Source organism: uncultured Gimesia sp., assembly GCF_937919775.1.
In the GTDB taxonomy this organism is placed as follows: domain Bacteria; phylum Planctomycetota; class Planctomycetia; order Planctomycetales; family Planctomycetaceae; genus Gimesia.
The window spans coordinates 1-23,588 of the sequence record NZ_CALFPF010000697.1 but is presented as its reverse complement, the minus strand read 5'-3'; the positions used below and the strand labels follow the sequence as shown (position 1 = coordinate 23,588).

The following is a 23,588-nucleotide window of genomic DNA, read 5'->3' as shown; positions in this document are numbered from 1 at the left end:
GCCATGTCGCAGAATGGGAGGCCCATGAGGAGGATGCGCGTTCGGAACAGAGTACGATTCCTATCGGGTTCATCCTGAGCATGGAAGGCGCACCGCCGATTCTGTCTCCGGAGCAGATTGAACACTGGTTTGATGCAGGGCTGCGTATTTTAGGACCCGCGCATTACGGACCAGGTCCTTATTGTTATGGCACGGGCAGTGAAGGGGGTCTTAAGGAGCTTGGGCCTGCTTTACTGAAAGAGATGGACCGGGTGGGAATGTTGCTGGATGTGACCCATCTGGCAGACCAGTCGTTCTGGGAAGCGCTGGAGGTTTTTCAAGGACCAGTACTCGCCAGCCACCACAACTGCCGTTCGCTGGTCAATGCAGATCGTCAGTTGACCGATGAGCAGATCAAAGCACTGATTGAACGCGGTGCCGTCATCGGTTGTGCCTTTGATAACTGGATGATTAAACCGGGCTGGACGATTGGCGTGTCTGACCCGGCGACGGTCTCGATCGCAGATATCGTCAACCATACCGACCACATCTGCCAGCTGGCCGGCAACGCGAAGCATTGCGGGTTGGGTACCGATCTGGATGGCGGCTTTGGCAAGGAACAGTCGCCTCACGATCTGGATACGATTGCCGATCTGGAAAAGTTCGCCGGCATTCTGGAAAAACGGGGCTACAGTACCGAAGACATCAAAGGCATCATGTCACAGAACTTTGTCGATTTCTTTGTCAGCGCATTACCTGGAGCATAAAACCGGGTCGACGTTTATGCGGTTTTATGCGCCGTATCTTGTTTTTTAATAACAGGATACGGCGTTTTTTGTTTTTTGTCGGCTTTCTTTGGCAAATGTTTCAAGATTGTCGCATTCAAGGCGAATAACTGTCTGTGACGTGGCCGATCGGTTTGGCCTACTGTTCCGAATCGAACATTTGTTGTACTGAGAGGGAGTCTGGACAATGGTATTTATGTGTAAGAAATTTGTGATAGGTGCTGCAGTGCTGGCCACGCTGGGAACCTTCGTATTTGGCCGTGATGTTGTCAGTTATGTGAAAACAGCGGGCAACTCGGTGAGGCAGGCAGTCAAGGCGGAAGTCCCTGTTGATTTTGAAGTCGATCGGGCGCGCAAGATGGTGGAGGATCTGGTGCCGGATATCCGACGCTGCATGCACGTCATCGCCGAGCAGCAGGTAGATGTCGAAACGCTGCAGAATGAGATTCATGAGTCTGAACTGGCAATGAAGCAGCAGAAAGAGGCGATGTTCACTCTGCGTTCCGATCTGGAATCAAGTGACACCCAATTTGTGTATGCGAGTCGCACTTACTCCAAAGACGAGATTCGCTCTGATCTGGCGCAGCGGTTTGATCGCTTTAAAGTGGCGACCGACACCGTCAAGCGGAACACACAGATTTTAAAAGCCCGCGAAAAAGCGCTGGATGCGAATCGCGAGAAGCTCGAAAACATGCTGTCTGCCAAGATGGATATGGAAGTGCAGATCGAACAGCTGGAAGCGCGTTTGAAATCGGTTCAGGCGGCTGAGACTGTCAGCAATCTGGAAATTGATAATTCGCAACTCACACGAGCCAAGAGTCTGATTAAAGACTTGAATAAACAGCTCGATGTCAAAGAAAAACTGCTGGATGCAGAAGGAAAATTCACAGGACTGATTCCCGTCGATACGAAAGTGGAAGAAAAGCGGGATGTGGTGAAACAAATGGATGAGTACTTCAAAGTGAAAACAGGCGACCGCGTCGCCGTTCAATAAGCTGTATGGCGTGGAAATAATGGATTGGCGCGAGTGGTGGCAGGCAGATTTCGTTCTCGAGCGAGGCTGCCTGCCCCGTGCCAGTTTTGGAATCAGGTCGAAAAAATGGATTCTGTTAAACCCATTCCTGGAATCAGTCGTTAAAATAAAGAGTGTTATCGTATTCCGCTTTTTGTCAGATCTTTTCCGTCCTCAGGAGAATCACCTTGGGCTTCTTCACTTCCGCATCAAATGATCAACGGCAGGTCCCCGGGGCGAACTCCGTCGCCGGTGCGAGCTATCTGTTGTGGATCGATGGAGTGGGAACCTATCTGATCTATTTACAGGAAACGTTACGGATTGGTGGCCCGGGAGAACCGGGAACCGTGGGTGGCCTGGGGTCGGCATGGGCCGATTTATCGCTGCTGGCAAATCTGTCCCGGCATCATGCTTCGATTACACGTTCCGGCGAGAGTTATTACCTGGAAGCGAAAGCCCCGGTTTTTTGTAATCGGCGTCCTGTAAACGATCGCGTCTTGCTGACCGATCAGGCAGAGCTTAAACTGAATACTGAAACAGTGATCACTTTTCGGCAGCCCACGGTGTTGAGTGCTTCTGCGTGTCTGGAGCTGACCAGTTTTCATCAGCCACAACAGCGACTGGATGGAATCGTGTTGATGGCAGATTCGTGTTTGCTGGGGGCTTCCGGAGAAAATCATGTAATCTGTCATAAATGGCCGGGAACGGTCATTCTGTATCGTCAGGGAGATCAGGTTCTGTGTCGTTCGAAGCTGGAGATCTTTGCAAATCAGGAACCTGCATCAAAGGGAGCTGTGTTAACCCCGGGCTCTCTGGTCAGCGGTCCTGAACTGCGTTTTCGCTGGGAGGTAGTCAGTTAACGATTTGGGGTTTGACTCGCGCTAATCAGTTTGTGTCGTTAAGAAAGTGAAATTTATGGATTCGATGATATTCGGGCTGCTGATCCTGGCAGTGGTTGCTTTCATTATTTTGCAGTTGGTGATGTGGATCTGGATGCTTGTCGATTGTCTGCAAAACGAACCATCGACGGGTAATGATAAAGTGATCTGGGTGCTCTTGATGGTGTTTCTCGGAGTGATCGGATCTTTGCTCTATTACTTCATCCGTCGTCCGCAGCGAATAGAGCAGTTGGGAAAATAGGTCGTGGTTTACTGTAGCGTCTCCAGGTTGACTGGAGGCAATTCGTAAATTGATCCAGGGTAGTACTCGCGCTGAACAAAATCAGGAATTATGGAAGTTGGAATCATGTTTTCTCTCATGACTTTGTTGTTGAGTTTCATCGCGTTTGTCTTTGGTGTGCTGGCGTTTGTGTTTTGGGTTTGGATGCTGATTGACTGTCTGAAAAACGAACCGTCGATTGGCAACGATAAAATTATCTGGGCGTTGGTGATTGTGTTGTTGAATGGCATTGGTGCATTACTGTATTACTTTATTCGCCGCCCGGAACGCATGAAGCAAACGGGACAGTAAAAGCAGGAAAATAAAAAGATCCAGGTCGACTTTGAGAACGTTGTTAAAATAGCCAATGGTCATTTTCAGTATATATGGAAATACAGGCGTTTAAGAATAAATCGATAAATTGTTTACCGTACAACAGAAACGTTGTTTAACGGATGGAATGGGCCATGAAATTCACCTTTGCACCAGAATCGAAACCTTTAGAAGGATTTACGATCAAGCGCGCCATCGACCGGGGCGGATTTGGAGAGGTGTATTATGCGCTCAGCGACTCCGGTAAAGAGGTGGCGTTAAAACTGTTGCAGCAGAACATGGATATTGAGTTACGCGGCGTGACGCAGTGTCTGAATCTAAAGCATCCCAATCTGGTGACGATCTTTGATGTCAAAACTGACCGGGATGGTGACCATTGGGTGGTGATGGAATACGTGTCCGGTCAGGGATTGGATAAAGCCTTGCATCAGTGTCCGAACGGGATGCCGATGGAGCAGGTACGGTATTGGCTGTCGGGAATTTCGGAAGGACTTGCCTACCTGCACAGTCGCGGTCTGGTACATCGAGATCTGAAGCCTTCGAATGTATTTCGTGACGGTGACATTATCAAAATTGGTGATGTGGGCTTGTCCAAGTTTATCACTCACAGCCGACGGAGTGCGAATACGCAGAGTGTGGGCACTGTCTATTATATGGCACCCGAAGTGGCGCGGGGACGTTACGGAAAAGAAGTCGACGTGTATGCGGTCGGCGTAATGGTTTATGAAATGATTACCGGTGTGGTTCCCTTTGATGGAGAATCGACGGCGGAAATTCTGATGAAGCATCTTTCCCAAAAACCCGACCTGAATCGCCTGCCCGTTCATTTGCGTGCCGTCATCGGACGTGCATTGGAAAAAGATCCGCAGAAACGTATTCCCGATATTAAAGTCTTCAAGCAGGAATTTGAACGAGCCCTGTTTCAGCGCGAGACGGTCACGGAAATTCCTGACGCTGCATTTGAAACCTTCGCGGCTGTCGCTGCCCCCCTGCCACATTCGAGCGGAAATAGGCAGACCTCTCGTGTCGCGAACAATCAGAGTCATTGGGAGTATACCACTCTGTTAGGACCTGCAGTCATCCTGATACTTCTGCTCATCGGCCTGTTAGGGGCCACGATGGCGAGTCTGGGAGCTGGTTTTCCGCTCTTTCTTGCTCTCATTCTAATGATGCTTTTCTGTGGGGCCATTGTGATGACAGGTGCGTTCGGGCGGCTGTTTTTTACCAAAGGGATTGCAGCGATTGTGAAGGGGCCGCCCCCGATCAGTGATTTCTGGGATAAAGGCCGGGAAACCAGGGATAATTTGACGGAGAAAGAATACCGTGAGGAAAAGCTGGAAGAGACGCGAATTTTGCGTGAGCAGGAACAGAAAAAAGCAGAGGGGCATCGACATCGCGTGGGGGAACAGCATCGTCGAAAACCCTATTATCAACGGTCATTGACACCGCGAACTCCTCGCTCTATTTCCCACCAAAGTCGGATTTATGATTTATCTGTTTCGATGGTGAAAGCGGTGATCTGCACGCTGGTCATCGTGTTCGGGATTATGTGTTTTACAAATGGAGCGATCTCCCAAGGTTTCTGGAGTGGTACTGATCTGACTCCAGCAGCTTTGCTTACATATGGAACATTGGTTGCGGCCTGGAGTATTTTACTCGTGTCGAAACTGACCGAAGGAAAGTCGTTCGATAACAGCACACGTCGCCTGATCTGGTTGGCAACAGGAGTTTTCGTGGGAGCACTGATCTACCTGATTCAGATGGATGTCCTGCTGGCTTCAGTGCCTACCTCGCGGGATATGCACCTGGGGTTGAGGCCGCTGTTTAACGTGATCGGCCCTTATTCGTTGATCTTAGGCGATGGGCAACCAAGTTTGATTGGTTATACGGTTTTCTTCGGGATGCTGTCTTGCTTCCGCCGCTGGTGGTGGCACGCTGATTCATTCCGACCGCGGAAATTCAAGGTCACCTCCGTTTTGATTACTGTGTTTGTCGCGTATGTGATCACAGCAGTCTGGGCATTTCCCGTTGTTGCAGCATTAAGCTGGGCCGCCATTATTTCGAGCGTGGTCCAACTTTCCGCATCCTGGATTCCGGACGAACAGCGAGTCGTTGAGTTAAAGGAGGCAAGATGATGACGACGAGACTTGATTTTTCCTGGTTTTTCATGCTGCTCCTGGTGCTGGTTCTGACCCCTGTCATTATCCTGGCTGCCATCAGACTGTTTCAAAATTTATCATTGGGACGTTTTTTGGCGACTGTGTCTGTATTCCTGATGGGGGGAGTGCTGTTAGTTTTGCTGTCAATCTTGCTGCCTTCGATCGTCCTCGAATCTTCACCGGGCGTTACAGCGGAAGCAGTTTCCAGCGGTTTTCGAACAGGCGACGTGTGGCAACAGGATTCGAATTCTGGGATGATTCCGATCATGCAAACGAGCGCCCATTCGTTATCCGATCCTTTATCGGAAGCACCTGTCGTGGCGCGAAAACCACATGATCCGGAACCGGAGATTTCAGTTCCTGCAACAGTGCGAGAGAATAAGTCGCTTGAGGGGTTACCGGACTGGATCGTGCTTGGACTGGAACATACCGAACAGAATAAAGCGAACTTATTAGAATCGAGCCAGCTGGTTTTTGAATCAGGCTTATTTGTGACGCGCGATGAGGCACAGTATGATGCATTAGCAAAGGCAGGCTTGAAATTGAAAGCGAATCTGCAATTGAGATATCCACAGTATCGCTTTGGCGATTTGGAGATCAGCCCGGATGAGGTTCGTCATGTTGCATTGCGCAGAAGTTACTATCAACTTGTCGAACATAATTTCGGAAACGTGCTGAAAAATGGGGAACCGTTCAAGCAGAACATGTATCGTGCTTATCTGGAGATCGAAGATTCTCCTGCAGTCAGAGCGTCACTGTTTAAGAAATGGAAACAGAATATTGGTAATGAGCGGACAGCCTGGCTGGGAGGTGGCTTTGGTCTGGTAACATTATTGTGTCTTGGAGTTGCCGTCTATTTGAGAGCCACGCATCATCCGGCTACAATCAAGTCGACTCAGTAACTTTTCCCGCTCAAAGCAGTCTGTGATTGATTCATGCCGATTGACGAAGCCGACCAACTCCTGGTAACTCAAATCAAAGCCGGCGACTCCGAAGCCTGGTCCGAGTTGATTGCGCGGTTTGAAGGCCGCCTGCTGGCATTTGTGAACAGCCGTCTGAGGAATGCGGCGAGCAGTGAGGATGTGGTTCAGGAAACGTTTCTGGGTTTCTTGATCAGTCTGCCCAATTATGATCCGTCGACTCCACTGGAGTCGTTTCTGTTTGCGATTGCCTCTCACAAGCTGACGGATTTACTGCGGAAGCAGGGGAGGCGGCCGACGATTCCTTTGTTCCCTGAAGAAAATGGCGCGCGGGAAAATCATCGCGAGCCGGCAGGTCATACGCGGGTGGCATCCAGTCTGGCGCGCAGCAAAGAACGCCGCTCAAAAGAAGAGCAGATCATTTGTGAGAGTCTGCAGACTTTGATCATATTCTGGATCAAGAGTGGAGAGTTTGAGCGGCTGCAGTGCATTGAGCAGTTGTTTGTCTCGGGCAAGGCGAATAAAGAGGTCGCGTTGCTGTTACAGATTTCGGAGCAGGCCGTCGCCAACCATAAGCATTTTGTGGTGGGGAAATTAAAAGACGCGATCACCACGGCCCAGATTCACGACGCGGATCTCACTGGTCTGGGATTGTCTTAAAGCAGAATCAACAGCGCGCAGCAAAAAACCTCGCAAGCGAAACGACGTGCGAGGTTATTGTTTTTTGGGACGTCAGCAGGCAGCACCAAGATGCTGCATCAAGTTAAAACTTGATGTGCTTGCGTTTCGCCTTGCGTGCTTTGGCACTGGCAGGACGACGACCGTGATTTGCTTTTTTCAGTTTGCGTTGCGTTTTAGCCATGACTGTATCCTTTATGGTCTTCGAAATTTTCAAATCAGGACCACATATTGACTGATGAGGTCTGCAGAATGTTATCGGTGTTGGGTCGAGTATTCTAGACGAACCGTGCCGTGAAAAAAAGCCAATCGGTCGAAAATCGCTGGTTCTGGCCAAATTCTTCAAAATTGGAGACTAATTTGGGTCGAAAATATGCTGGCCACGTCCCTCTTATGTGGACTGTTGTTCTGATTCTGGTTAGCATTGTGACAGCGACAAGAGTACTGGACAAACCAACGCAGAATCACATTCCTCTGAAGAAAGCCCTCATGCTGGCCAAGCTCTTTACCTATTCTTTATTTGGCATCGACGCCAAACCGGTCGAAGTGGAAGTGGATATCTCGCCGGGGGCGATGCCGAAAACGATTCTGGTGGGCTTGGCGGAAGCAGCCGTGAAAGAGAGTACGCATCGCATTGAGCGGGCTCTGGTGAACAGTGGATACAATCGCCCCATCGATCGAATTATCATCAATCTTTCCCCTGCAGACCTTCCCAAAGATGCGGCTTCGTTTGATCTGCCGATCGCTTTAGGTTTACTGACGGCAAGTGGTCAACTCGCCTCAGATCGTTTTCAGGATTATGCTGCAGTGGGGGAGCTGGCGCTGGATGGCACGATTCGACCGGTTCGCGGTGCGTTGTCGATGGCCATCGCTGCGCGTGATCAGGGAAAGCAGGGGCTCTTAGTACCGGTCCAGAATGCTGAGGAGGCGGCCGTCGTGGAAGGCCTGGATGTCTTTGCTGTGGGCACTCTGGCAGAGGCGGTCGGTTTCTATACAGGGAGCCTGCCCATTGAGGCGGTGGAATTCTGTTGGGAGAACGCTCTGGAAGAATATGGTCATTACGATATCGATTACAGTGATGTGAAAGGGCAGGAATATGCAAAGCGGGCGATCACCGTGGCTGCAGCCGGCATGCATCATTTACTCATGATTGGTTCTCCGGGAACGGGTAAAACCTTGCTTGCCTCTCGGATCAGCACGATTCTTCCCCGTCTTTCTCAGGAAGAAAGTCTGGAGACGACGCGTATTTACAGCGCGATGGGGCGTTTGCCCAATAATCAATCGTTGGTGATGTTGCGGCAGTTTCGCACACCCCATCATACGATCAGTGAAGCAGGTCTGGTGGGCGGGGGATCGACGCCGGCTCCTGGTGAAATCAGTCTGGCTCACAACGGGCTCCTGTTTTACCTGTTAGATAGGGTCTATTGATGCCAACTATTGCGTCTCGTGTTTTGACCACAATTTTTTTGCTTGCGATTGCCACGTACCTGATCCCTGAAAAACAAGACAGTTCTGCTGACGAGCCAGACATTCGGGATGCCAAACCACGCCGCTCCGCTATCGTCGCCTTACCGAAAGACCTCAAAATCATCGAGGATATTTCCTACCGGAAAGGAAGAATCCAAGCCTGGAAGCTGGATCTGGTGATGCAACGCGAACCAGGGGAAGCGAAACGCCCGGCTCTGATTTTTGTGCATGGGGGTAGCTGGTCCGGGGGCGACAAATCGCACAGCACCATCAATAATGGTCCCGTCAAGTATGCCCGAAAAGGCTATGTCTGTATCAGCGTGAATTATCGTCTGTCAGACGAAGCCCCGTTTCCGGCCTGTCTGGAAGATGTGAAATGTGCGGTTCGCTGGTTGCGCGCTCATGCCGATCAGTATCACGTCGATCCCGACCGGATCGGCGGTTATGGTAATTTTGCCGGAGCACATCTCGTCAGCCTGTTAGGTCTGGTCGACAAGGAATCAAACCTGGAGGGGGACGGCCCATGGCAGGAACAGTCGAGTCTGCTGAACGCCGTCTGTGTGTCTGCAATCCCGACCGACTTCACTCACTGGCCAGGAGGCATTGAAAACAAACCGATACTCCGCCAATTACTGGATGCTCCCGACACCAGCCTTCAGGAACAGGCCATCAAAGCATCGCCGATAACTTATGTGCATGCGAAAGCACCGCCGTTCCTGTTATTTCAAGGTACAAAAGATCGCACGGTTGATGTCAGTCAGGCAGATCGCTTTGCTGAAGCACTCAATGCCGCCGGCGCCAAAGATGTCACATACCATCGCTATCCGGAAGCCGGTCATAGTGTCTTCAATCAATATCACAAAGAAACTTACGCGCTCATGGAGGAATTTTTCGACCGGACTTTATTCAACCCAAAACAGGAAGCGGTGCAGGAATGATGCCGGTTTTACATCAGGAAGTTGCGTCCTGATTGTGACTTAAGGGCGTTTAGTGGACCGCCATCAGTGGGAGTTCTTCTCCGGTGATCGGGTTCAGGCGACGGACTTTGGTGACTTTCCATTCGCCCCCCATCTGCTGCCAGGTCAATTCCCAGCGAGTCGCTGCACGACCGGAAACACCACCATAGGTTGCCGCACCGTTCCCGCGAAAATGTGTGGTGGCGACGGAATCCTCGGATCTTAACTCTGTCTGCACGTCAGTGATTCTGAGTTCCCCGTCAATGGTCACCAGAGTTAATGCCGCCTGCACCAGTTGCCGTAACGGTAACGCCCGGGGGCTGATGTAATTCAGAGTCGTATCGACTTCCTTCTTTTGAAACGCAGTGACCAGACCATTCAAGTCGGCTTCCACCCGCTCGCGCGTGGTGACAATGCTCAATTCCAGAAAATAAAAACCGATCACCAATACGAACATCACAATACTGCCGGCCAGGTATTTGGTTTGACGCTTCGAATGCCATTGCACGATCAGAATGACGGCAAGGACGCTGCAAATGAGCATGGGCGGAATGGCTGTCTCGGTAATCCACATGGGTCTCTCCCTATAAAGCAGGATGATTCTCGAGGACTGCCAGATTGTCCCGATGAATTACTTCAGAATAGGGCACCGCCCCTAAAATAGTGGCAATCTGATCCGAACGCCGCATCACAATTTTTGCCAGATCGCTGGAATTATAATTACTCAATCCGCGGGCAAACTCTTCACCGGAGGGGCTGACCAGCGTCACCGCTTCGCCGCTTTCAAACGTACCGTCAATCGACTGGATGCCAATCGCCAGGAGCGATTTCCCCCCTTCTCGAATGGCTTTCGTCGCGCCGGCGTCCAGATGAAATTTTCCTTTCGGACGAATCGTATAACCAATCCAGCGTTTCCAGGCTGAGACCGAAGCGCCCTGTGCCAGAAACAGAGTGCCAACATCTTCGCCTTGGAGAATGCGATCTAGAATTCCTTCTTCCGTCCCATTTGCAATGATCACATTCTCCCCCACGGCTGTCGCTGAGCGTACCGCCTGCAGCTTGGACTTCATGCCTCCCGTTCCCAGGGAACTGCTTTGATCCGTCGCCATCGCCAGTAACTCAGGTGTCCAGTCCTGCACCAGAGAAATACGGGAACTGGCCGGTGAACGGGGATCGCCGTTATACAGGCCATCCACGACAGACAGAATGACCAGTAGTGGTTTCTTCACCAGACTGGTGACCATCGCCGCCAGATGATCGTTATCGCCGAATTTAATTTCCTGAATGCTGACCGTATCATTTTCGTTAACGATGGGGACGGCACCATATTCGAACAGTGTATGGATGGTGTTTCGCACGTTGAGATAGCGAGTGCGATGCTTGAAATCGTTTGCTGTCACCAGCAGCTGGGCCGCGTGATAGCCGTGTTTCTGCAGACAACGATCATAGCGTCTGATTAAATGTGCCTGCCCCACTGCCGCGGATGCCTGCAGGTGGCCGAGATCGCGGGGGCGTTCTTTCAATCCCAGAATCCCCATACCCGCGCCGATCGCACCACTGGAAACGACGACCACCTTCCGCCCGGTCAATTTTACCCGGTGAATCTGCTCAGCCAGTGATTCAATCCGCGCCGGGTTGAGTGTATCGTCTTCGCAAGAGAGTACGTTTGTTCCAATTTTAATGACCAGCGTTTCCGCGGTTTCAATTACTTCGCGTCTTGTAAGGCTCACCGTCGGCACTTTTTTAAGGAATCACAAAAAATTTTCAATCAGGCACTCCCCACCGGGTCCCTATTTCTTAATATTTATATAATATAGAAGTCGGTGGCTGCCGCATAGACATTCATAAGAGAGAGTTTGGCAGGAAATAGAGGTGATTTGTCATAAAAATCGTCACTTTTTCCCTGTAACTCCTCTATTTCTGTTAGTCTTGTCCTTACAGCCCTGAAACAATTTACCGCATAGTTCACCCGGTTCACCCTGATTTTGAAACCCTTATTCACGAACTAAGGCATTTTATGTCGGAACTATACCACGAATGTGGAGTTGCTGCCGTCTATCACCTTCCGAACAGAGACATCAGCCCTCTGGCCCCGATGGGAGATCCTGATAAGACATCACAACTTATCTCCCGGTTACTGCTGGATATTCAAAATCGCGGGCAACTGGCTGCCGGCATGACGACGTTCAACCCGGCACGCAACCAGTTAATCGACACACACAAAGATGTAGGCACCGTCACCGAAGTATTTCAGCTCAATCATCAGGAAACATTTAATGATCTGATGAAAAAGTATCAGGGCCCTGCCGCCATCGGTCACGTGCGTTATGCGACCTGTGGTAAAGACGACCGCAGCTACGCCCAGCCTTTCGAGCGGCACCATATTCAGAAATCCAAATGGTTCAGCTTCGGCTTTAACGGACAGTTGGCCAACTATCAGCAGCTCTGCCAGGAATTTCTGGCTGAATCCGACTTTCATCTCGCGCGGGAAACCGACACCGAGATTCTGATGCATCTGATCTCGCAGGAACTTTCCAAAGAAAACCCTGGTAAGCTGATTGACATCCTGGGAAATCTCAGCAAACGTCTGGACGGTGCTTATAATATCGTCTTTCTGGATGCGTTAGGGAACATGTTTGTTTCGCGCGACCCGAACGGCATTCGTCCGCTGTGCTATGCTTTTGACGGTTCGCTGTTCGCTGCCGCCAGTGAAAGTGTGGCTCTTGCGAACATGGGCTTTGACGCGGACGAAATCTACAGTCTGCCCCCCGGTTCGGCCGTCCTGATTCAGAACGGGCAACTCTCGATTCGCGAATACGCCAGGCCCACACAGACATCGCATTGTTTCTTTGAATGGATCTACTTCGCCAATGTCTGCAGTACACTCGATGATCAAAGCGTGTATCTGACCCGTAAACGACTGGGTGAAGAACTGGCCGAGCAGGAAACCGTGACCATTGATGACGATACCATCGTCGTCCCTGTTCCCGATACCGCGAAAGCCGCCGCCGACAGTATGGCTTATCATTTGAGTGTGCCCTGTCTGGAAGGCCTGATTCGTAATCGCTATATCGGCCGTACATTTATCGAAGGTGCCAACCGCAGTGACAAAGTGCGTGCCAAATACACGCCGCTCCCTGAAGTCCTTGAAGGCAAACGCGTGCTGCTGGTGGAAGACACCATCGTCCGTTCTACGACAATGAAAGCGTTGATCAGCCAGTTGAAAGACCGCGGCCGTGCCAAGGAAGTGCATGTGCGTGTGGCCTGCCCGCCAATTATCGGCCCCTGTTTCTACGGGATCGACATGTCGACGATCAACGAACTCTTCGCGCCCCGTTTTCTGGATGGGGGTGAGATGACACCGGAAGTGGAACAGGCCATGGCGGACGCCATCGGTGCCGACAGTTTGAAATATCTGCCGAAAGCATCGATTGCCCGTGCGATCGGTCTGCCGAGCACTTCGCTCTGCCAGGCCTGTATCGATACGACTTACCCCACCGAAGCCGGTCGCCAGCTGTATCAGCTCGCCGTCGAGAATTCAAAAAACGATAATGGTGATGATGACCCCCATCGCACCTACGACGTTTCGCTTATCACTCCTGTCCGAACTTAATTCAAAGAAGGAATGCTCAGCACGATGTCTGCCTCGCATGAGATGGAAATTCGCGTCCGTTACAGTGAAACGGATGCGATGGGATTTCTGCATCATGGTAATTACTTCAGCTATTTTGAAATGGGCCGCACCGAACTCTTTCGTTCTCAGGGGGGCAACTACCGTGAGATGGAAGAAAAGGGTTTTCTGCTGGTCGTTGCAAAAATCGAGTGCCGCTACCGCCAGCCGGCCCGTTACGACGATGTGCTGACGCTGCGAACCACGCTCTCAAAAGTCACCGGCGCCAAGCTGGAACACGATTACGAACTCTCGCGGGATGGCGTCTCTATCGCTGCCGCACACAGCGTGATTGCCTGTGTGGATCGCGAAGGAAACATTCAACGCATGCCGGCCGCGATGGAACACCTGGGTACAGAGAGTAAATAGGCACGTTTCATAGTTCAGCACTGTTGGCAAGCCAACAGTGCCATCCGCCGATGTTTCAACGCTTCCCGTGTGCCACCGTTCGGCTTGTCCGACGGTGCTGTTGCAATTTCAGCGAAACAGTCCCGACATGTATCGCCGTAGGGTGCGGACCCATGTGTCCGCCCGCCTGTCGAGGTTCGATTCTATTATCACACCGCAGAAGGGATCGGAGAAACAGGACACCAGATAAAACGCTCGCACGTTACCACACAATCCACCCTGACCCAGCGGGCGGACACATGGGTCCCGCCCCTACATTTGATGATTCGGATAACATTCGGGCCAGCCAACAGTGGTACGCGACTGACTCATACAAATTATTTTTGTATCGTCTGCTGCTGTTTGGCGAAGTTGGGTTGCTTAACGGAATTCTCATTGTCGTTGGGAGGTGGCGTCTTGACGACTTTCCAAGCCAGTCCCAGTTTTTCGAGAACGAGGATCGCACCGTAGGTCATATCGAGTTCCCACCATTTGTGCCCGTTCTTGGCCATCCGCTGGTATTTGTGATGGTTATTGTGCCAGCCTTCGCCGTAGGTCAGCAGCGCAACCCACCACAGGTTGCGGCTGTCGTCCGTCGTTTCGTAAGTGCGATAGCCCCAGATGTGCGTCGCGGAATTCACGAACCAGGTCGCATGCAGGACATAAAACAGTCGCACGAACATGCCATACACGACCATGCTGATCGCGGTCTCCGTTCCGCCCAGCCAGTTGCCGATACCATACAGGATTGCTCCCAGGCCGATATGCCATAACAGAAAGGTGCTTTGCAGGAATCGCATGAAGGGATCTTTGAGCAGATCAGGGGCGAAGCGTTCGTGCGTCGCTCGAATTTCTTCGCTGCTATGATGGGGAACCAGCCAGAGAATGTGGCTCCACCAGCGTCCGTCACGGGGCGAATGTGGATCGCCTGGCTGATCGCTGTGCAGATGATGTTTACGATGATTGGCCACCCATTGAATCGGCGGCCCCTGCCCGGCCAGCAGCCCGATCAAACCGATCAACCGAAACATGAACGGATACGTCTGAAAGCTGCCATGTGTGAGCAGGCGATGATAACCCATGCAAATGCCGATGCCGCCGGTCAACCAGCCCAGAAAGAGGCAGGTGACAAGTCCCGTCCAGGTAAAATAAAACGGAGCCGCCAGCACGCCCAGATGAATCATGGCGACCCAACCCAGCGTAGGCCAGTCCAGCTTCGCATAAGTGCCCGCGGACACTGTCTCAGCGGGCATCTCCTCAGAGGTCACGTTATCAGTTTCAACACGAGGCTCTGCTGTCTGCTGAGAATTCATTCAATAGGACCGATGCTATCAATATTTGTGCGTAAGTAAAAAGCCGGGTGATTTTAAGGGGATTGGCTGATCGTGTCTATAGATGTGGGGTTGGTTGGGAGGGATGTGCTGTTTCCGGCTTAGGAACCGTCAAAAAGAAACATTTGATACGTTTACTGGTGTTCTCGCTCTCTGGTAATCTCTCAACACTTCCGTTTTGCTTTCGCTTCCTGAGATAGGCCCCCATTGAGGGAATTCCGGTTTTCTGCAGTGATCTATAAGGTTAAAGAGCACTCGTTTTCTTCATCGATCCTGGTGAACCGGTCCCAGATTTCACGCATCACTTCCTCACGTGTTTGATACGTTCTGGAAAAAGCAGAAAACTCTGTCATAAACTCATTCACAGTCATCTGATTAGGAAGCGTTGTATTCAGACCTGTATACTTGCCGTATGTAGACGGAAGTTTTAAAGGCAATGTTCCTCCCATCAGAAGTACTTCAAATGCTGCCTGATCCTTGTGGCATAGCCCAATCGTAAACCAGTCATTGCGATGGAATCTAGACATCAGGTTTGATGGTTCAGTTTTTTGAGGGCAGATGACCCATGTCACATATTGATCGTAATCGGGAACAGGGCGGTTTCCCGAACGACCCGTATCTGGACTTAACGGTCCCTGATAGTCGGCTTTTAAATCATACTGCTTACAATATGACTGGAGCATCTCATTGAACATGCTGACGGTGTAGATACTCAGCTCTTTTGAAAAATGCTCAGATAAAGAGTGTTCTTTGACCGGGGTAGATTGGAAATTTGTGATACACATTGTAAGTATCAGGATGACCATGGATACAGAGGAGCCGCAAATCAATCCCTTACGAATGAATTCACTCATGCATTTTCTCCCAATGGTCTGTCCGGTTTTTCTACATCCGTGGAATTTTGCAGTGCCAGTTGCCATTTGGCGGGCAGATTTTCTTTCGGTAATAACAACTCCGGCAGGCCGGGTAACTGAAGCCGAAAAATAGTCTCGTCCTCCGTGATTAATTCCACCTGCCGCCAGTTGAAGGCCTGCTCAATATTGAGGGGATCCCGGAAGTTGTCGGCATTCAAGACGAGTGTCTGGCTGGTCAAGCTGACTTTGATTTCCTTGCGCGCTATCTGCTCACAGCGTTGGATGATCTGCTGAAACTTCGAAACGAGTCTTGATCTTCCTCTATAAAATACGATGGAAATTCCAACCTTATACACGAAGTAGAAAACAAACACAGGAAATATGTTCCTGATGACGAGTGAGGAATCATCAGCGAACAGGTAGAATATCAGAAAGAAACTGAAGAAGAGCACAACACTGCCGAAATAAATGAAGCCACGTAGACAGGCCAACAAAAACGTCGCCAGGGTCAGCGACTGACTGATCGAAAGCCTCTGGTGTGGTGAATCCGGAATTTTCAATTCACAAGGTGGCAGATCGGGGGCCGGTTGCATGCGGATTCGTCCTTTAAGAAATAATCGCTTTGTGCTTAACCTCTCGCTTTCAATGTTTGATCAGCCAGCATGTGTTCGATTTCAGAAATGACTGTTCCGACGGTGATCTCATTTGCAGGAAGTCGCCGTAGAACGACATCGTTGCGTGGATTCTTTGTCAGCAGTAACAATCCCAGACCTGAAAAATCCTGAAAATAATTTCTCCAAGTGACGATTTGCTCGTCTGGAATCTTAGCTAAATCTACCCGATAACAGACAATCGGGTGTGTATGAATCAGATTCAAAATCACAGAATTTTCTGAATAGCGGTATTCATGGATTACCGTTTCGATACTCCAGGAGGCCATCACGCTGACTAAAATCAGTTTTTCGTGAGCCAGATCGTTTTGAATCTGTGTCGCCGAATACTTCTGCCATTGGATCCTGTCAGGTTTTTGAAACTTCTGAAACAAGATCAGGCCGATCACGACGCATAAAATCACAACGCCGGTTGCCCAGAACTGTTTTCTCATGTTGCTTATCACTGCCTGTGCTCCCCGCTTGCGATATCAGTTTCTCAGAAGTATATCAGCAAAAAGAAAAACCAACCCGCGTTATTTTTCACAGACGTCGAATTTGATGTGTTGAAATGCGGAACGTGCTTCTTCTGAAAGGGGAACCGGTTCCCTGATGGCGATATCACACCATTTCAATTCGGTCAGTCGGGGCATCGTGGCCAGCAGCGTCAAGCGTTCGTCGGTCAGCGTCGTTGGGTCATTGATTTCAATCTGTTCCACGTTTGTCAGCCAGGGCAGAATATGAGCCGACTCCCGACCGAATTCCAGGCGATCCACCTTCAGCTTTTTCAGTCCCGGCATTTGGGCCAGTTGCAACAGTGTTTCCTGATTCAGATTGAGGTCCCTGCAATAAAAGCTTTCCAGTTGACTGAGTCTGGTCAGAGGCTGCAGTGCCTTCGGTTCGGGTAATACAATCGGCACGTGGACTTTTTGCAGATTCGGAAAACGGGCCAGCAGGCTGAGTCCTTTGCGCGCCTGGTCTCCCTTCAGATGAACGCCGGTCTCCCAGCCAATGGTCAGCTCGCGCAGGCGGGGATGATGTTTTGATTCCTGATCAAGCAGGTAACTGATCTCAGCAGCCTTTCCGGAAGAAACCGTGAGGACTTCCAGATTTGGAGCCAGCGCTAACGCGTTTGCTAACGCTTTGCCTGGACACTCCGTATGGATTTTCCATTCCCGCAGTTTTTGACGGTCTCCTTCTTTCAGAAAACTGATCATCATTTTCTGATTCATCCCACCGCAGTCAACGTCGACGGAAACCAGTTTCTTACAGGCTGTCAGTTTTTTCCAGAAGACGGCGATTTCATCTGGTTGAAGAGAAGCAATCACTTTCAGTTCTTCCAACTCTGGTAATTCCGTCACTTTATCCAACGCCGGCCCGGAAACTTTCTCAGTCCCGAAATTAACGCTCAGCCGCTGCAGATTTTTAATTTGTGTTATCTGTTCCAACCCTGCTTCATCCAGATCTGAATACAATATTTCCAGATCGGTCAGCTTTGGTAAATTCCGTAAGGCGGCATAACCGCGCTCGTTGATCCGGCAGTAGGAAAACTTGACTGCGTTCAAGTTGGAAATTCCCGAGAGTGTCTCAATGCACTCACCCAGTTCGGGATTGGCTTGATCCCGCGTTCCGTAAAACCAGATCTTGACCGGGAACGGGAGTTGATTAATCAGGGGAATCGATTCTTTGAGCGATTCCGTATGCTGAAAGATTTTTTTTCCGTCCACAATGCGCACCGGGTTCCCGACCCAGATGGCAAAAGTTTCATGATCGTGCGGAAGCCGGATCGCCAGCTTCTGCTTTCTGATCTGCTGGTAGAGGTCGTCTAAAGCCGGGTCGAACCAGGGAGCCGGGTCGATTTGCGCTGGTTTCAATCCACGCTCGGAAATCTGAGGTACGCGACTGGCCAGAATAAAATTAATGTCATTCAGGCGCTGCTCCCGTTCTTTCAATACGGAACCAGGTTCCACCTGAGAGTCGGCCTGGATGATGACCTCTTTTTCAGCGACCGCGTTTTGTGTTTGTTCGGAAGTCATCAGCAAACCGCCGATGCCCGCCAATGCAATCAACACTATCGCAATGGGGCAAACAAATTGACGCACCATGAAAACTTCCCCTATGCCTGTACCTGAGCTTGGATACACTGTGACAGCAATCGACTTGCAAACTCACATTGATACCAATGATAAGAAGGAAGCCGGAAGTTTCGCCACTATCTTATTGTACAGAACGAAACGAACGTTGTCGCTTTGAGTTTCAGAAATTTGAAAGCCTTAAATTCTGCGACACAGTGAGATTAACGTATCTCTCTTCAAAATGACCATTTACAGCTTAAACAGCTAGCTTTTTACCTCTCGTTCCCCGCGTCAAATTCCTCCTCATTTTTCCATTGTAAAAAACGGGGAACACCTCGACTATTTTTTTCGCCTGGTAATTCCGTCGCTGATTTATCAGTTTTTTAGAGAAAGGGCTGAAACATGTCGACCGGATGCTACCTGACACTCGATGGGAAACGCAAAGAAGTTTTTGAACGAAAACGGCAACAGATGATCCACCAGTGAGGGTTGTCTTTGATGGTTTCGATGGGGCTGTCACGAGGAACATGGACCGCGTCTCACGACATGCTGAACTATTACGATAGGGCAACAAAAGAGTCCGCTGAAGGAATTTCGTCCGAACACATAAGCAGATTATGCTCCAGCACTGCTTCCCGGTCGATTCAGAATTACTCGTGAAACAGTCTCTCGGCGAGAAGCTCGTAATATTTCGAATCGGTAATCGCTTCCCGGGCATAAGTATGGAGAATATTGACATCGATAAAAACCATTGCCGGCTGATGGTCATAATGTTCGGAAGCCGCTTTGAGCAGATAATTAATATCCGTACGACTCAAACGATGGGTCTTACACAAATCATAGAACAATCCCTGAGGCGTATCAGCAACGGCTTTGCGACGTATCTGAAGATTTTCCCACACGTAGAGGGTTAACCAGATCAAGCCGATGACCAGCGTCGCAGAGATGAACAGCCAGTTTTCTTCCAGGATCGTCCGATTGCGAACCGCCCGTGAAATTTCATCGGTACGTCCTGCGAGAATCAAATAGAAATCTACGTTCATCGTAACATCTCCGATCAGGTCAATTGCCAGGGTTCTCTGAATTCCTGTGTACCTTCAGTACCTTGATTGCGATCTCCCGAATGCGCGTGTTGCCATCGGTGATCAACGGAATCAAAGCCTGTTTAGCCGCGGAATCTGGAAGGGTTGCCAGAATTTCCGCGCTGGTTCTGCGCACCAGATCATCGGAATCTTCCACCAGCGCAGCCAGCGCCGGGATTAACTGGTCGTGTATTTTGAGCGAAAACGCACAGCGGGCCGCCTGAATCCGTCGTTTTCTTAACGGATGAGCCATCGCACGACTGAATTCCAGAATGCATTTGGGATTCAGCTTCTGTAACAACTTACCGACGGCTGGATAAACCAGCGGATTGAACTCTTCATAATGTTCGAGTACGTAATCCACATCGAAACTGGAAAGCTCCTGACGCGCCGCCGCTCTCACTTCTTCCACAGGACTGTCGATTTTATCGACCAGTAAGTTAATGGCATCCGGGACATGCTGTGCGCGTAACTGACAGGTAGCCCAGGCCTGTTGAACCGGATCTTCGGAATCAAGACTTTGCAGCACCATCTCGGTGACTTCCATGGAATCGAGGTTCCTCAAAATCCCGATGGCGGCTTCTTTGGCTTCCGTTGTTCCATTCTGCAGCATCCATTTTTGAGCCTTTTTTTTGCTCACGAGATCCAGTTCCAGCAGACTGATGAGTCTGATCACCGCCGTTTGCAGCGCCTGAGGAATTTTCCAGAAATCCTGCCTCTCCGACATTAGCCACTTCACCTGGCCAATCTGTTTGAAATTGGTCTGCTGTAACTCGGAAGGCCTTGCCGGCAGCCAGCGCAGTAAATGCGCGATGAATTCGGGATCTTCACGCTCTGCAATGGCTTCCAATGCTTTCGGATTCGGATAACCCACTTCGGTAAAATCGCAGATTAACTGCATCACACCAATGTGTTTACTCTCTTTCAGTACTTTTTCTACCAGCCGCCTGGCTTCTTCATTGGAATGCCACATGATTTTTCTGATTGCGGGATCACCGACGTTCCCCAGAATCAACAGGTTTTCGACCATCTCCTCCGGTCGACCAAATTCCTGGAAATGTTCTGCAGCCGACGCCAGTGCGTTCAGATTATCCCGGCGGATTTGCTGCGCGTTTCTTAAAAACGAACGGGAATAAACGGAATCAACGGATGTGTCCAGAAAATACTCGTAGAGTTTGCCAACCAGATAGCGCAGCGTATGCGTTGTCAGATCCGGTTGATGATTCACGAGGCGATTGTTTTCAAATAATGAAACCAGCGTTGGAATCTGTTTGAAATCGCTGGTGAGCCGCGTATATTCCAGACCGCAGTACTGCAATTCGCGGTTTCCGTGCAGCAGGCACTGTTTGACGGCTGCATCTAACGCATTGGAATGCGATTCCAGCAGTTTGCGAATTCCGGCCGTGTGCGTCAGATAACGGCGTACGACTTCCACCAGTCCCCGCGTGCTCTCCTGCTCCAGTAAAGCGGACACGGCCAGTTCTCTGACGACCGGATCATCGACATCCAAGGCCAGAATCAATGCATTCACTGCATGTGAATTTCTGCTTTGCGCCAATAGATCAAAGGTTTTGTGTATCGGAAGAGCCATACTGAGTTGAGATTGAAAAAAGAGTAGAAAGATTCACAGAAACAAAGCCGGAGTCTGTCTGCGTTGTGCCAATATTGCCCTCAACTCAAATACAACCCTCAAAGCGACTTTGTGATATTGGCCCTCTTCTTTATATCGTAACCCGGATGCTGCAGACTGGAGCGGGTCTGATCTAATTAAACCAAACCGCATAATCGGTACAATCTGGAAAAGACGAAAAGACGATGCCGACGAGACTGTCTTTTCCGGTCACCCGCCCCGTCTCTCGCTCAGACAGTTTCCAAGATATCGCGCAGAAACTGGAACGATTCCCGAACCACGTCCGGCGCCATATGGCTGTGGCGGCTCAGTTCGACGTGGACGCCTCCCGTGTAATTGATCTGCCGCAGACCGGACAGGACATCTACAAAATCAATCTCCCCTTCGCCGAAGCGCAGATGATCGTGCACTCCAGCCACCATATCTTCAATATGGATATTGAAGATGTGGTCTCCCCAGGGCTGGAGGTACTGGCTGATGGGTGTTTCTTCCATACATTGTAAATGCCCGATATCTACGGTCAGACCGAAGCAGGGATGATCGACGTGCTGTAGTAACTCTGCAAAATCGCTCAGCGTTTCAATCAGCATGCCCGGCTCGGGCTCAAATGCCAGTTTCACCTGTTTCTCGTTCGCATACTCAATGACTTCCCGGCAACCCTCAGCCAGACGCGCCATTGCCGTTTCGCGGGGAATCTCTTCTTTCAGCTGACCGGCCCAGAAAGAGACCGCAGCGGATTCCAGAAACGCGGCTTCGTCGATGCAGCGTTTTAAAAAATCAATGCGTCTGGCCCGATCTGCGGGTGCGGCACTGACCAGCGTCGGTTCATGTTTGGCGCGCGGGTTCAATAAAAATCGCGCCCCCGTTTCAATGACGGAAGAAAGCCGATACTGTTCCAGCAGCGCCCGCATCTCCTGCAACTGCTGCGGGAGATCGGTAGCAAAAGGATTGAGACAGTAATGATCGACGGTAATCGCCACCGATTCATAACCCGTCTCCGCGATCAGTCGAATGGCATCATCCCAGCGATGGAAGGCCAGGCCATTGGTATTATATCCCAGTTTCACTGCGTGTCTCTTTACTGAATTCCAGTGGAAGAAAAAAGCCCTCCTTCAAAATGAGGAGGGCTCAGATCAGACATTCCATGCAATGCCACTGCTGTCAGTCAGCCAGTGGTTTCACCCGAATATTTTTGTAGTACACGACACTCTTCGGATCGTGTGCCTGCAGAGCAAAGCTCCCCTTCTCGCCCAGTGAAGGGTTACCGGTGGCACCTTCAGGTTCGGTGTAATCAATCACGGTTTCGTCGTTGATTTTGACCACAACATGGCGACCTTTCACGCTGATTTCCTGCGTCCACCATTCATTGTCTTTCGCAGGAGTTTTAAACAGTTTCACACGATTATACAGGCTGCCTGTTTTGACCGGGTCTTTATGTGTGACATTGACCTGCGATTCATAACCCTGTGTCGGCCAGCCTTCTTCCTGAAATTTGGTGTGAAAGAAAATACCGGAGTTGCTGCCTGGCGTGGTCATCACGTCGGCCTTGAACTCGAAGTTTTTGAATTCTTTTTCCGTAAAGAGGTGCGAGCGATTGCCGGTCACGACAATGGCACCATCTTTGACTTCCCAGGGACCGTCTTCAGCAATCTTCCAGCCGGTCAGATCTTTGCCGTTGAATAAACTGATCCAGCCCTCTTCAGTCTCGGCATTTTTTTCACCGGAAAAAGCGCTGCTCCCTAAAACGGAAGTCACCAGCAGTGCAGCCATCAGCCCCGTAAAGGCATTAAAACAATCGTTAGCGCGGAACATCTTCATCGTGTGGAAAACTCCTCAAAGCGAGTTGGAAAATTTGGGAATGTAATCTCTTACTATATGCTACGCAGCCAGCGCATTCGATTAAAGCAAACAGGACACTTCCGCGAAAAGATTTCCGGAAGTGCCCTGGCTTGACTTAAAGACATTAAGTAATTCGTCCCTAATTAAAACTTGGGGACTTTGATCTCTTTTCTCTTTTGATCATAGAGCGGACTGCGGAAATCTTCCACAAAAGTCATTCCAAACCCCTGCCCCATTTCAAAGCCGGCCCGTTGCGCCCAGGGGGTTCCCGGATGTTCTTTCATGACAAACTTGTACTGCGCCTCCGCCTTTTTCAATTGTTTATCCAGTTCTTCCACACTGACTTTGGTCAGTTTGACCTGTTCCGGATCGGGAGGCAGCATTTTTTTATCACGGTGCACATTCCAGACATTACTGTCTTTCTTCGAGAGGGCCGGCATCTTTTTCGCATGCTGATCCATCGCCAGGCAAAACTGGAACAGACGCACGCGATAGGCGAGGCATTGTGCCAGTGCTAAATCGTAGGCGGCTCTCCAGCGTGGCGATTTTTCCTGTGCCCGTAAAGGCTCGATCGATTCCAGAATTTCAACCGATTTCTGCAACACCCCCATCGCGCGAATGGC

Annotated in this window: 22 protein-coding genes and 2 pseudogenes; 12 read left to right on the top strand and 12 right to left on the bottom strand. The window is 50.3% G+C overall.

Going from position 1 to position 23,588, the window contains the following annotated elements; all coding sequences use genetic code 11:
* The 10 genes and pseudogenes from Q0294_RS19775 to Q0294_RS19730 all read left to right on the top strand — a co-directional run.
* The coding region (locus tag Q0294_RS19775; protein ID WP_299468895.1) for a membrane dipeptidase at positions 1-746 on the top strand (746 nt) is incomplete at its 5' end.
* A 205-nt stretch (positions 747-951) separates the two neighbouring features.
* The gene (locus Q0294_RS19770; protein ID WP_299468894.1) at positions 952-1,758 is read left to right on the top strand and encodes a hypothetical protein; all 807 of its coding nucleotides are present in this window, start codon (positions 952-954) and stop codon (positions 1,756-1,758) included.
* Positions 1,759-1,964: 206 nt separating this feature from the next.
* Positions 1,965-2,636 (top strand): FHA domain-containing protein, encoded by a 672-nt coding sequence (locus tag Q0294_RS19765; protein WP_299468892.1) that lies wholly within the window; start codon positions 1,965-1,967, stop codon positions 2,634-2,636.
* A gap of 55 nt (positions 2,637-2,691) precedes the next feature.
* A complete protein-coding gene (locus tag Q0294_RS19760) occupies positions 2,692-2,916 on the top strand; it encodes a PLD nuclease N-terminal domain-containing protein (protein WP_299468890.1) in 225 nt (74 codons plus the stop codon).
* A 105-nt stretch (positions 2,917-3,021) separates the two neighbouring features.
* Positions 3,022-3,246 carry a PLD nuclease N-terminal domain-containing protein gene (locus Q0294_RS19755; RefSeq protein ID WP_299468888.1) on the top strand — a complete coding sequence of 75 codons (225 nt, stop codon included), beginning with the start codon at positions 3,022-3,024 and terminating at the stop codon, positions 3,244-3,246.
* 155 nt (positions 3,247-3,401) lie between these two features.
* Positions 3,402-5,402, top strand: coding sequence for a serine/threonine-protein kinase (locus Q0294_RS19750; protein WP_299468886.1), 2,001 nt, complete (start codon positions 3,402-3,404; stop codon positions 5,400-5,402).
* Positions 5,399-6,328, top strand: a complete 930-nt coding sequence (locus Q0294_RS19745; RefSeq protein ID WP_299468884.1) for a hypothetical protein — start codon at positions 5,399-5,401, stop codon at positions 6,326-6,328. Before Q0294_RS19750 ends, Q0294_RS19745 begins: the two co-directional genes overlap by 4 nt.
* 33 nt (positions 6,329-6,361) lie before the next feature.
* Positions 6,362-7,006, top strand: a complete 645-nt coding sequence (locus tag Q0294_RS19740) for a sigma-70 family RNA polymerase sigma factor (RefSeq protein ID WP_299468882.1) — start codon at positions 6,362-6,364, stop codon at positions 7,004-7,006.
* Positions 7,007-7,513: 507 nt separating this feature from the next.
* Positions 7,514-8,428 (top strand): annotated as a pseudogene (locus tag Q0294_RS19735) (ATP-binding protein); the annotation flags it as partial.
* Between the two features lie 23 nt (positions 8,429-8,451).
* On the top strand, positions 8,452-9,429 hold the full coding sequence (locus tag Q0294_RS19730; protein ID WP_299468878.1) for an alpha/beta hydrolase: 978 nt from the start codon (positions 8,452-8,454) through the stop codon (positions 9,427-9,429).
* A 49-nt stretch (positions 9,430-9,478) separates the two neighbouring features.
* Here Q0294_RS19730 and Q0294_RS19725 read toward each other — a convergent pair whose 3' ends face one another.
* Both Q0294_RS19725 and proB read right to left on the bottom strand, forming a co-directional pair.
* Entirely contained in the window at positions 9,479-10,021 is a 543-nt protein-coding gene (locus tag Q0294_RS19725; RefSeq protein ID WP_299468876.1) for a hypothetical protein, read from the bottom strand.
* Between the two features lie 10 nt (positions 10,022-10,031).
* On the bottom strand, positions 10,032-11,177 hold the full coding sequence (proB, locus tag Q0294_RS19720; protein ID WP_299468874.1) for a glutamate 5-kinase: 1,146 nt from the start codon (positions 11,175-11,177) through the stop codon (positions 10,032-10,034).
* 287 nt (positions 11,178-11,464) lie between these two features.
* Here proB and Q0294_RS19715 point away from each other — a divergent pair, with 287 nt between their 5' ends.
* Positions 11,465-13,060, top strand: a complete 1,596-nt coding sequence (locus Q0294_RS19715; RefSeq protein ID WP_299468872.1) for an amidophosphoribosyltransferase — start codon at positions 11,465-11,467, stop codon at positions 13,058-13,060.
* Positions 13,061-13,084: 24 nt separating this feature from the next.
* Positions 13,085-13,486, top strand: a complete 402-nt coding sequence (locus tag Q0294_RS19710; protein WP_299468870.1) for a thioesterase family protein — start codon at positions 13,085-13,087, stop codon at positions 13,484-13,486.
* A gap of 356 nt (positions 13,487-13,842) precedes the next feature.
* Here Q0294_RS19710 and Q0294_RS19705 read toward each other — a convergent pair whose 3' ends face one another.
* The 10 genes and pseudogenes from Q0294_RS19705 to Q0294_RS19660 form a co-directional block, all read right to left on the bottom strand.
* The gene (locus Q0294_RS19705) at positions 13,843-14,757 is read right to left on the bottom strand and encodes a fatty acid desaturase (protein ID WP_299468868.1); all 915 of its coding nucleotides are present in this window, start codon (positions 14,755-14,757) and stop codon (positions 13,843-13,845) included.
* A gap of 314 nt (positions 14,758-15,071) precedes the next feature.
* Positions 15,072-15,689 (bottom strand): hypothetical protein, encoded by a 618-nt coding sequence (locus Q0294_RS19700; protein WP_299468866.1) that lies wholly within the window; start codon positions 15,687-15,689, stop codon positions 15,072-15,074.
* Positions 15,686-16,282 carry a hypothetical protein gene (locus Q0294_RS19695; protein ID WP_299468864.1) on the bottom strand — a complete coding sequence of 199 codons (597 nt, stop codon included), beginning with the start codon at positions 16,280-16,282 and terminating at the stop codon, positions 15,686-15,688. The genes Q0294_RS19700 and Q0294_RS19695 overlap by 4 nt, the downstream gene beginning before the upstream one ends.
* A 35-nt stretch (positions 16,283-16,317) precedes the next feature.
* Positions 16,318-16,794 carry a hypothetical protein gene (locus tag Q0294_RS19690; RefSeq protein ID WP_299468862.1) on the bottom strand — a complete coding sequence of 159 codons (477 nt, stop codon included), beginning with the start codon at positions 16,792-16,794 and terminating at the stop codon, positions 16,318-16,320.
* An 81-nt stretch (positions 16,795-16,875) separates the two neighbouring features.
* A complete protein-coding gene (locus tag Q0294_RS19685; protein WP_299468860.1) occupies positions 16,876-18,444 on the bottom strand; it encodes a hypothetical protein in 1,569 nt (522 codons plus the stop codon).
* A gap of 620 nt (positions 18,445-19,064) precedes the next feature.
* Positions 19,065-19,457 carry a hypothetical protein gene (locus tag Q0294_RS19680; RefSeq protein ID WP_299468858.1) on the bottom strand — a complete coding sequence of 131 codons (393 nt, stop codon included), beginning with the start codon at positions 19,455-19,457 and terminating at the stop codon, positions 19,065-19,067.
* A gap of 19 nt (positions 19,458-19,476) precedes the next feature.
* Positions 19,477-21,027 (bottom strand): HEAT repeat domain-containing protein, encoded by a 1,551-nt coding sequence (locus Q0294_RS19675; protein WP_299468856.1) that lies wholly within the window; start codon positions 21,025-21,027, stop codon positions 19,477-19,479.
* Between the two features lie 329 nt (positions 21,028-21,356).
* On the bottom strand, positions 21,357-22,193 hold the full coding sequence (locus tag Q0294_RS19670; RefSeq protein ID WP_299468854.1) for a sugar phosphate isomerase/epimerase family protein: 837 nt from the start codon (positions 22,191-22,193) through the stop codon (positions 21,357-21,359).
* Between the two features lie 94 nt (positions 22,194-22,287).
* On the bottom strand, positions 22,288-22,944 hold the full coding sequence (locus Q0294_RS19665; protein ID WP_299468852.1) for a DUF1080 domain-containing protein: 657 nt from the start codon (positions 22,942-22,944) through the stop codon (positions 22,288-22,290).
* 164 nt (positions 22,945-23,108) lie between these two features.
* A pseudogene (locus tag Q0294_RS19660) lies at positions 23,109-23,588 on the bottom strand (VWA domain-containing protein); the annotation flags it as partial.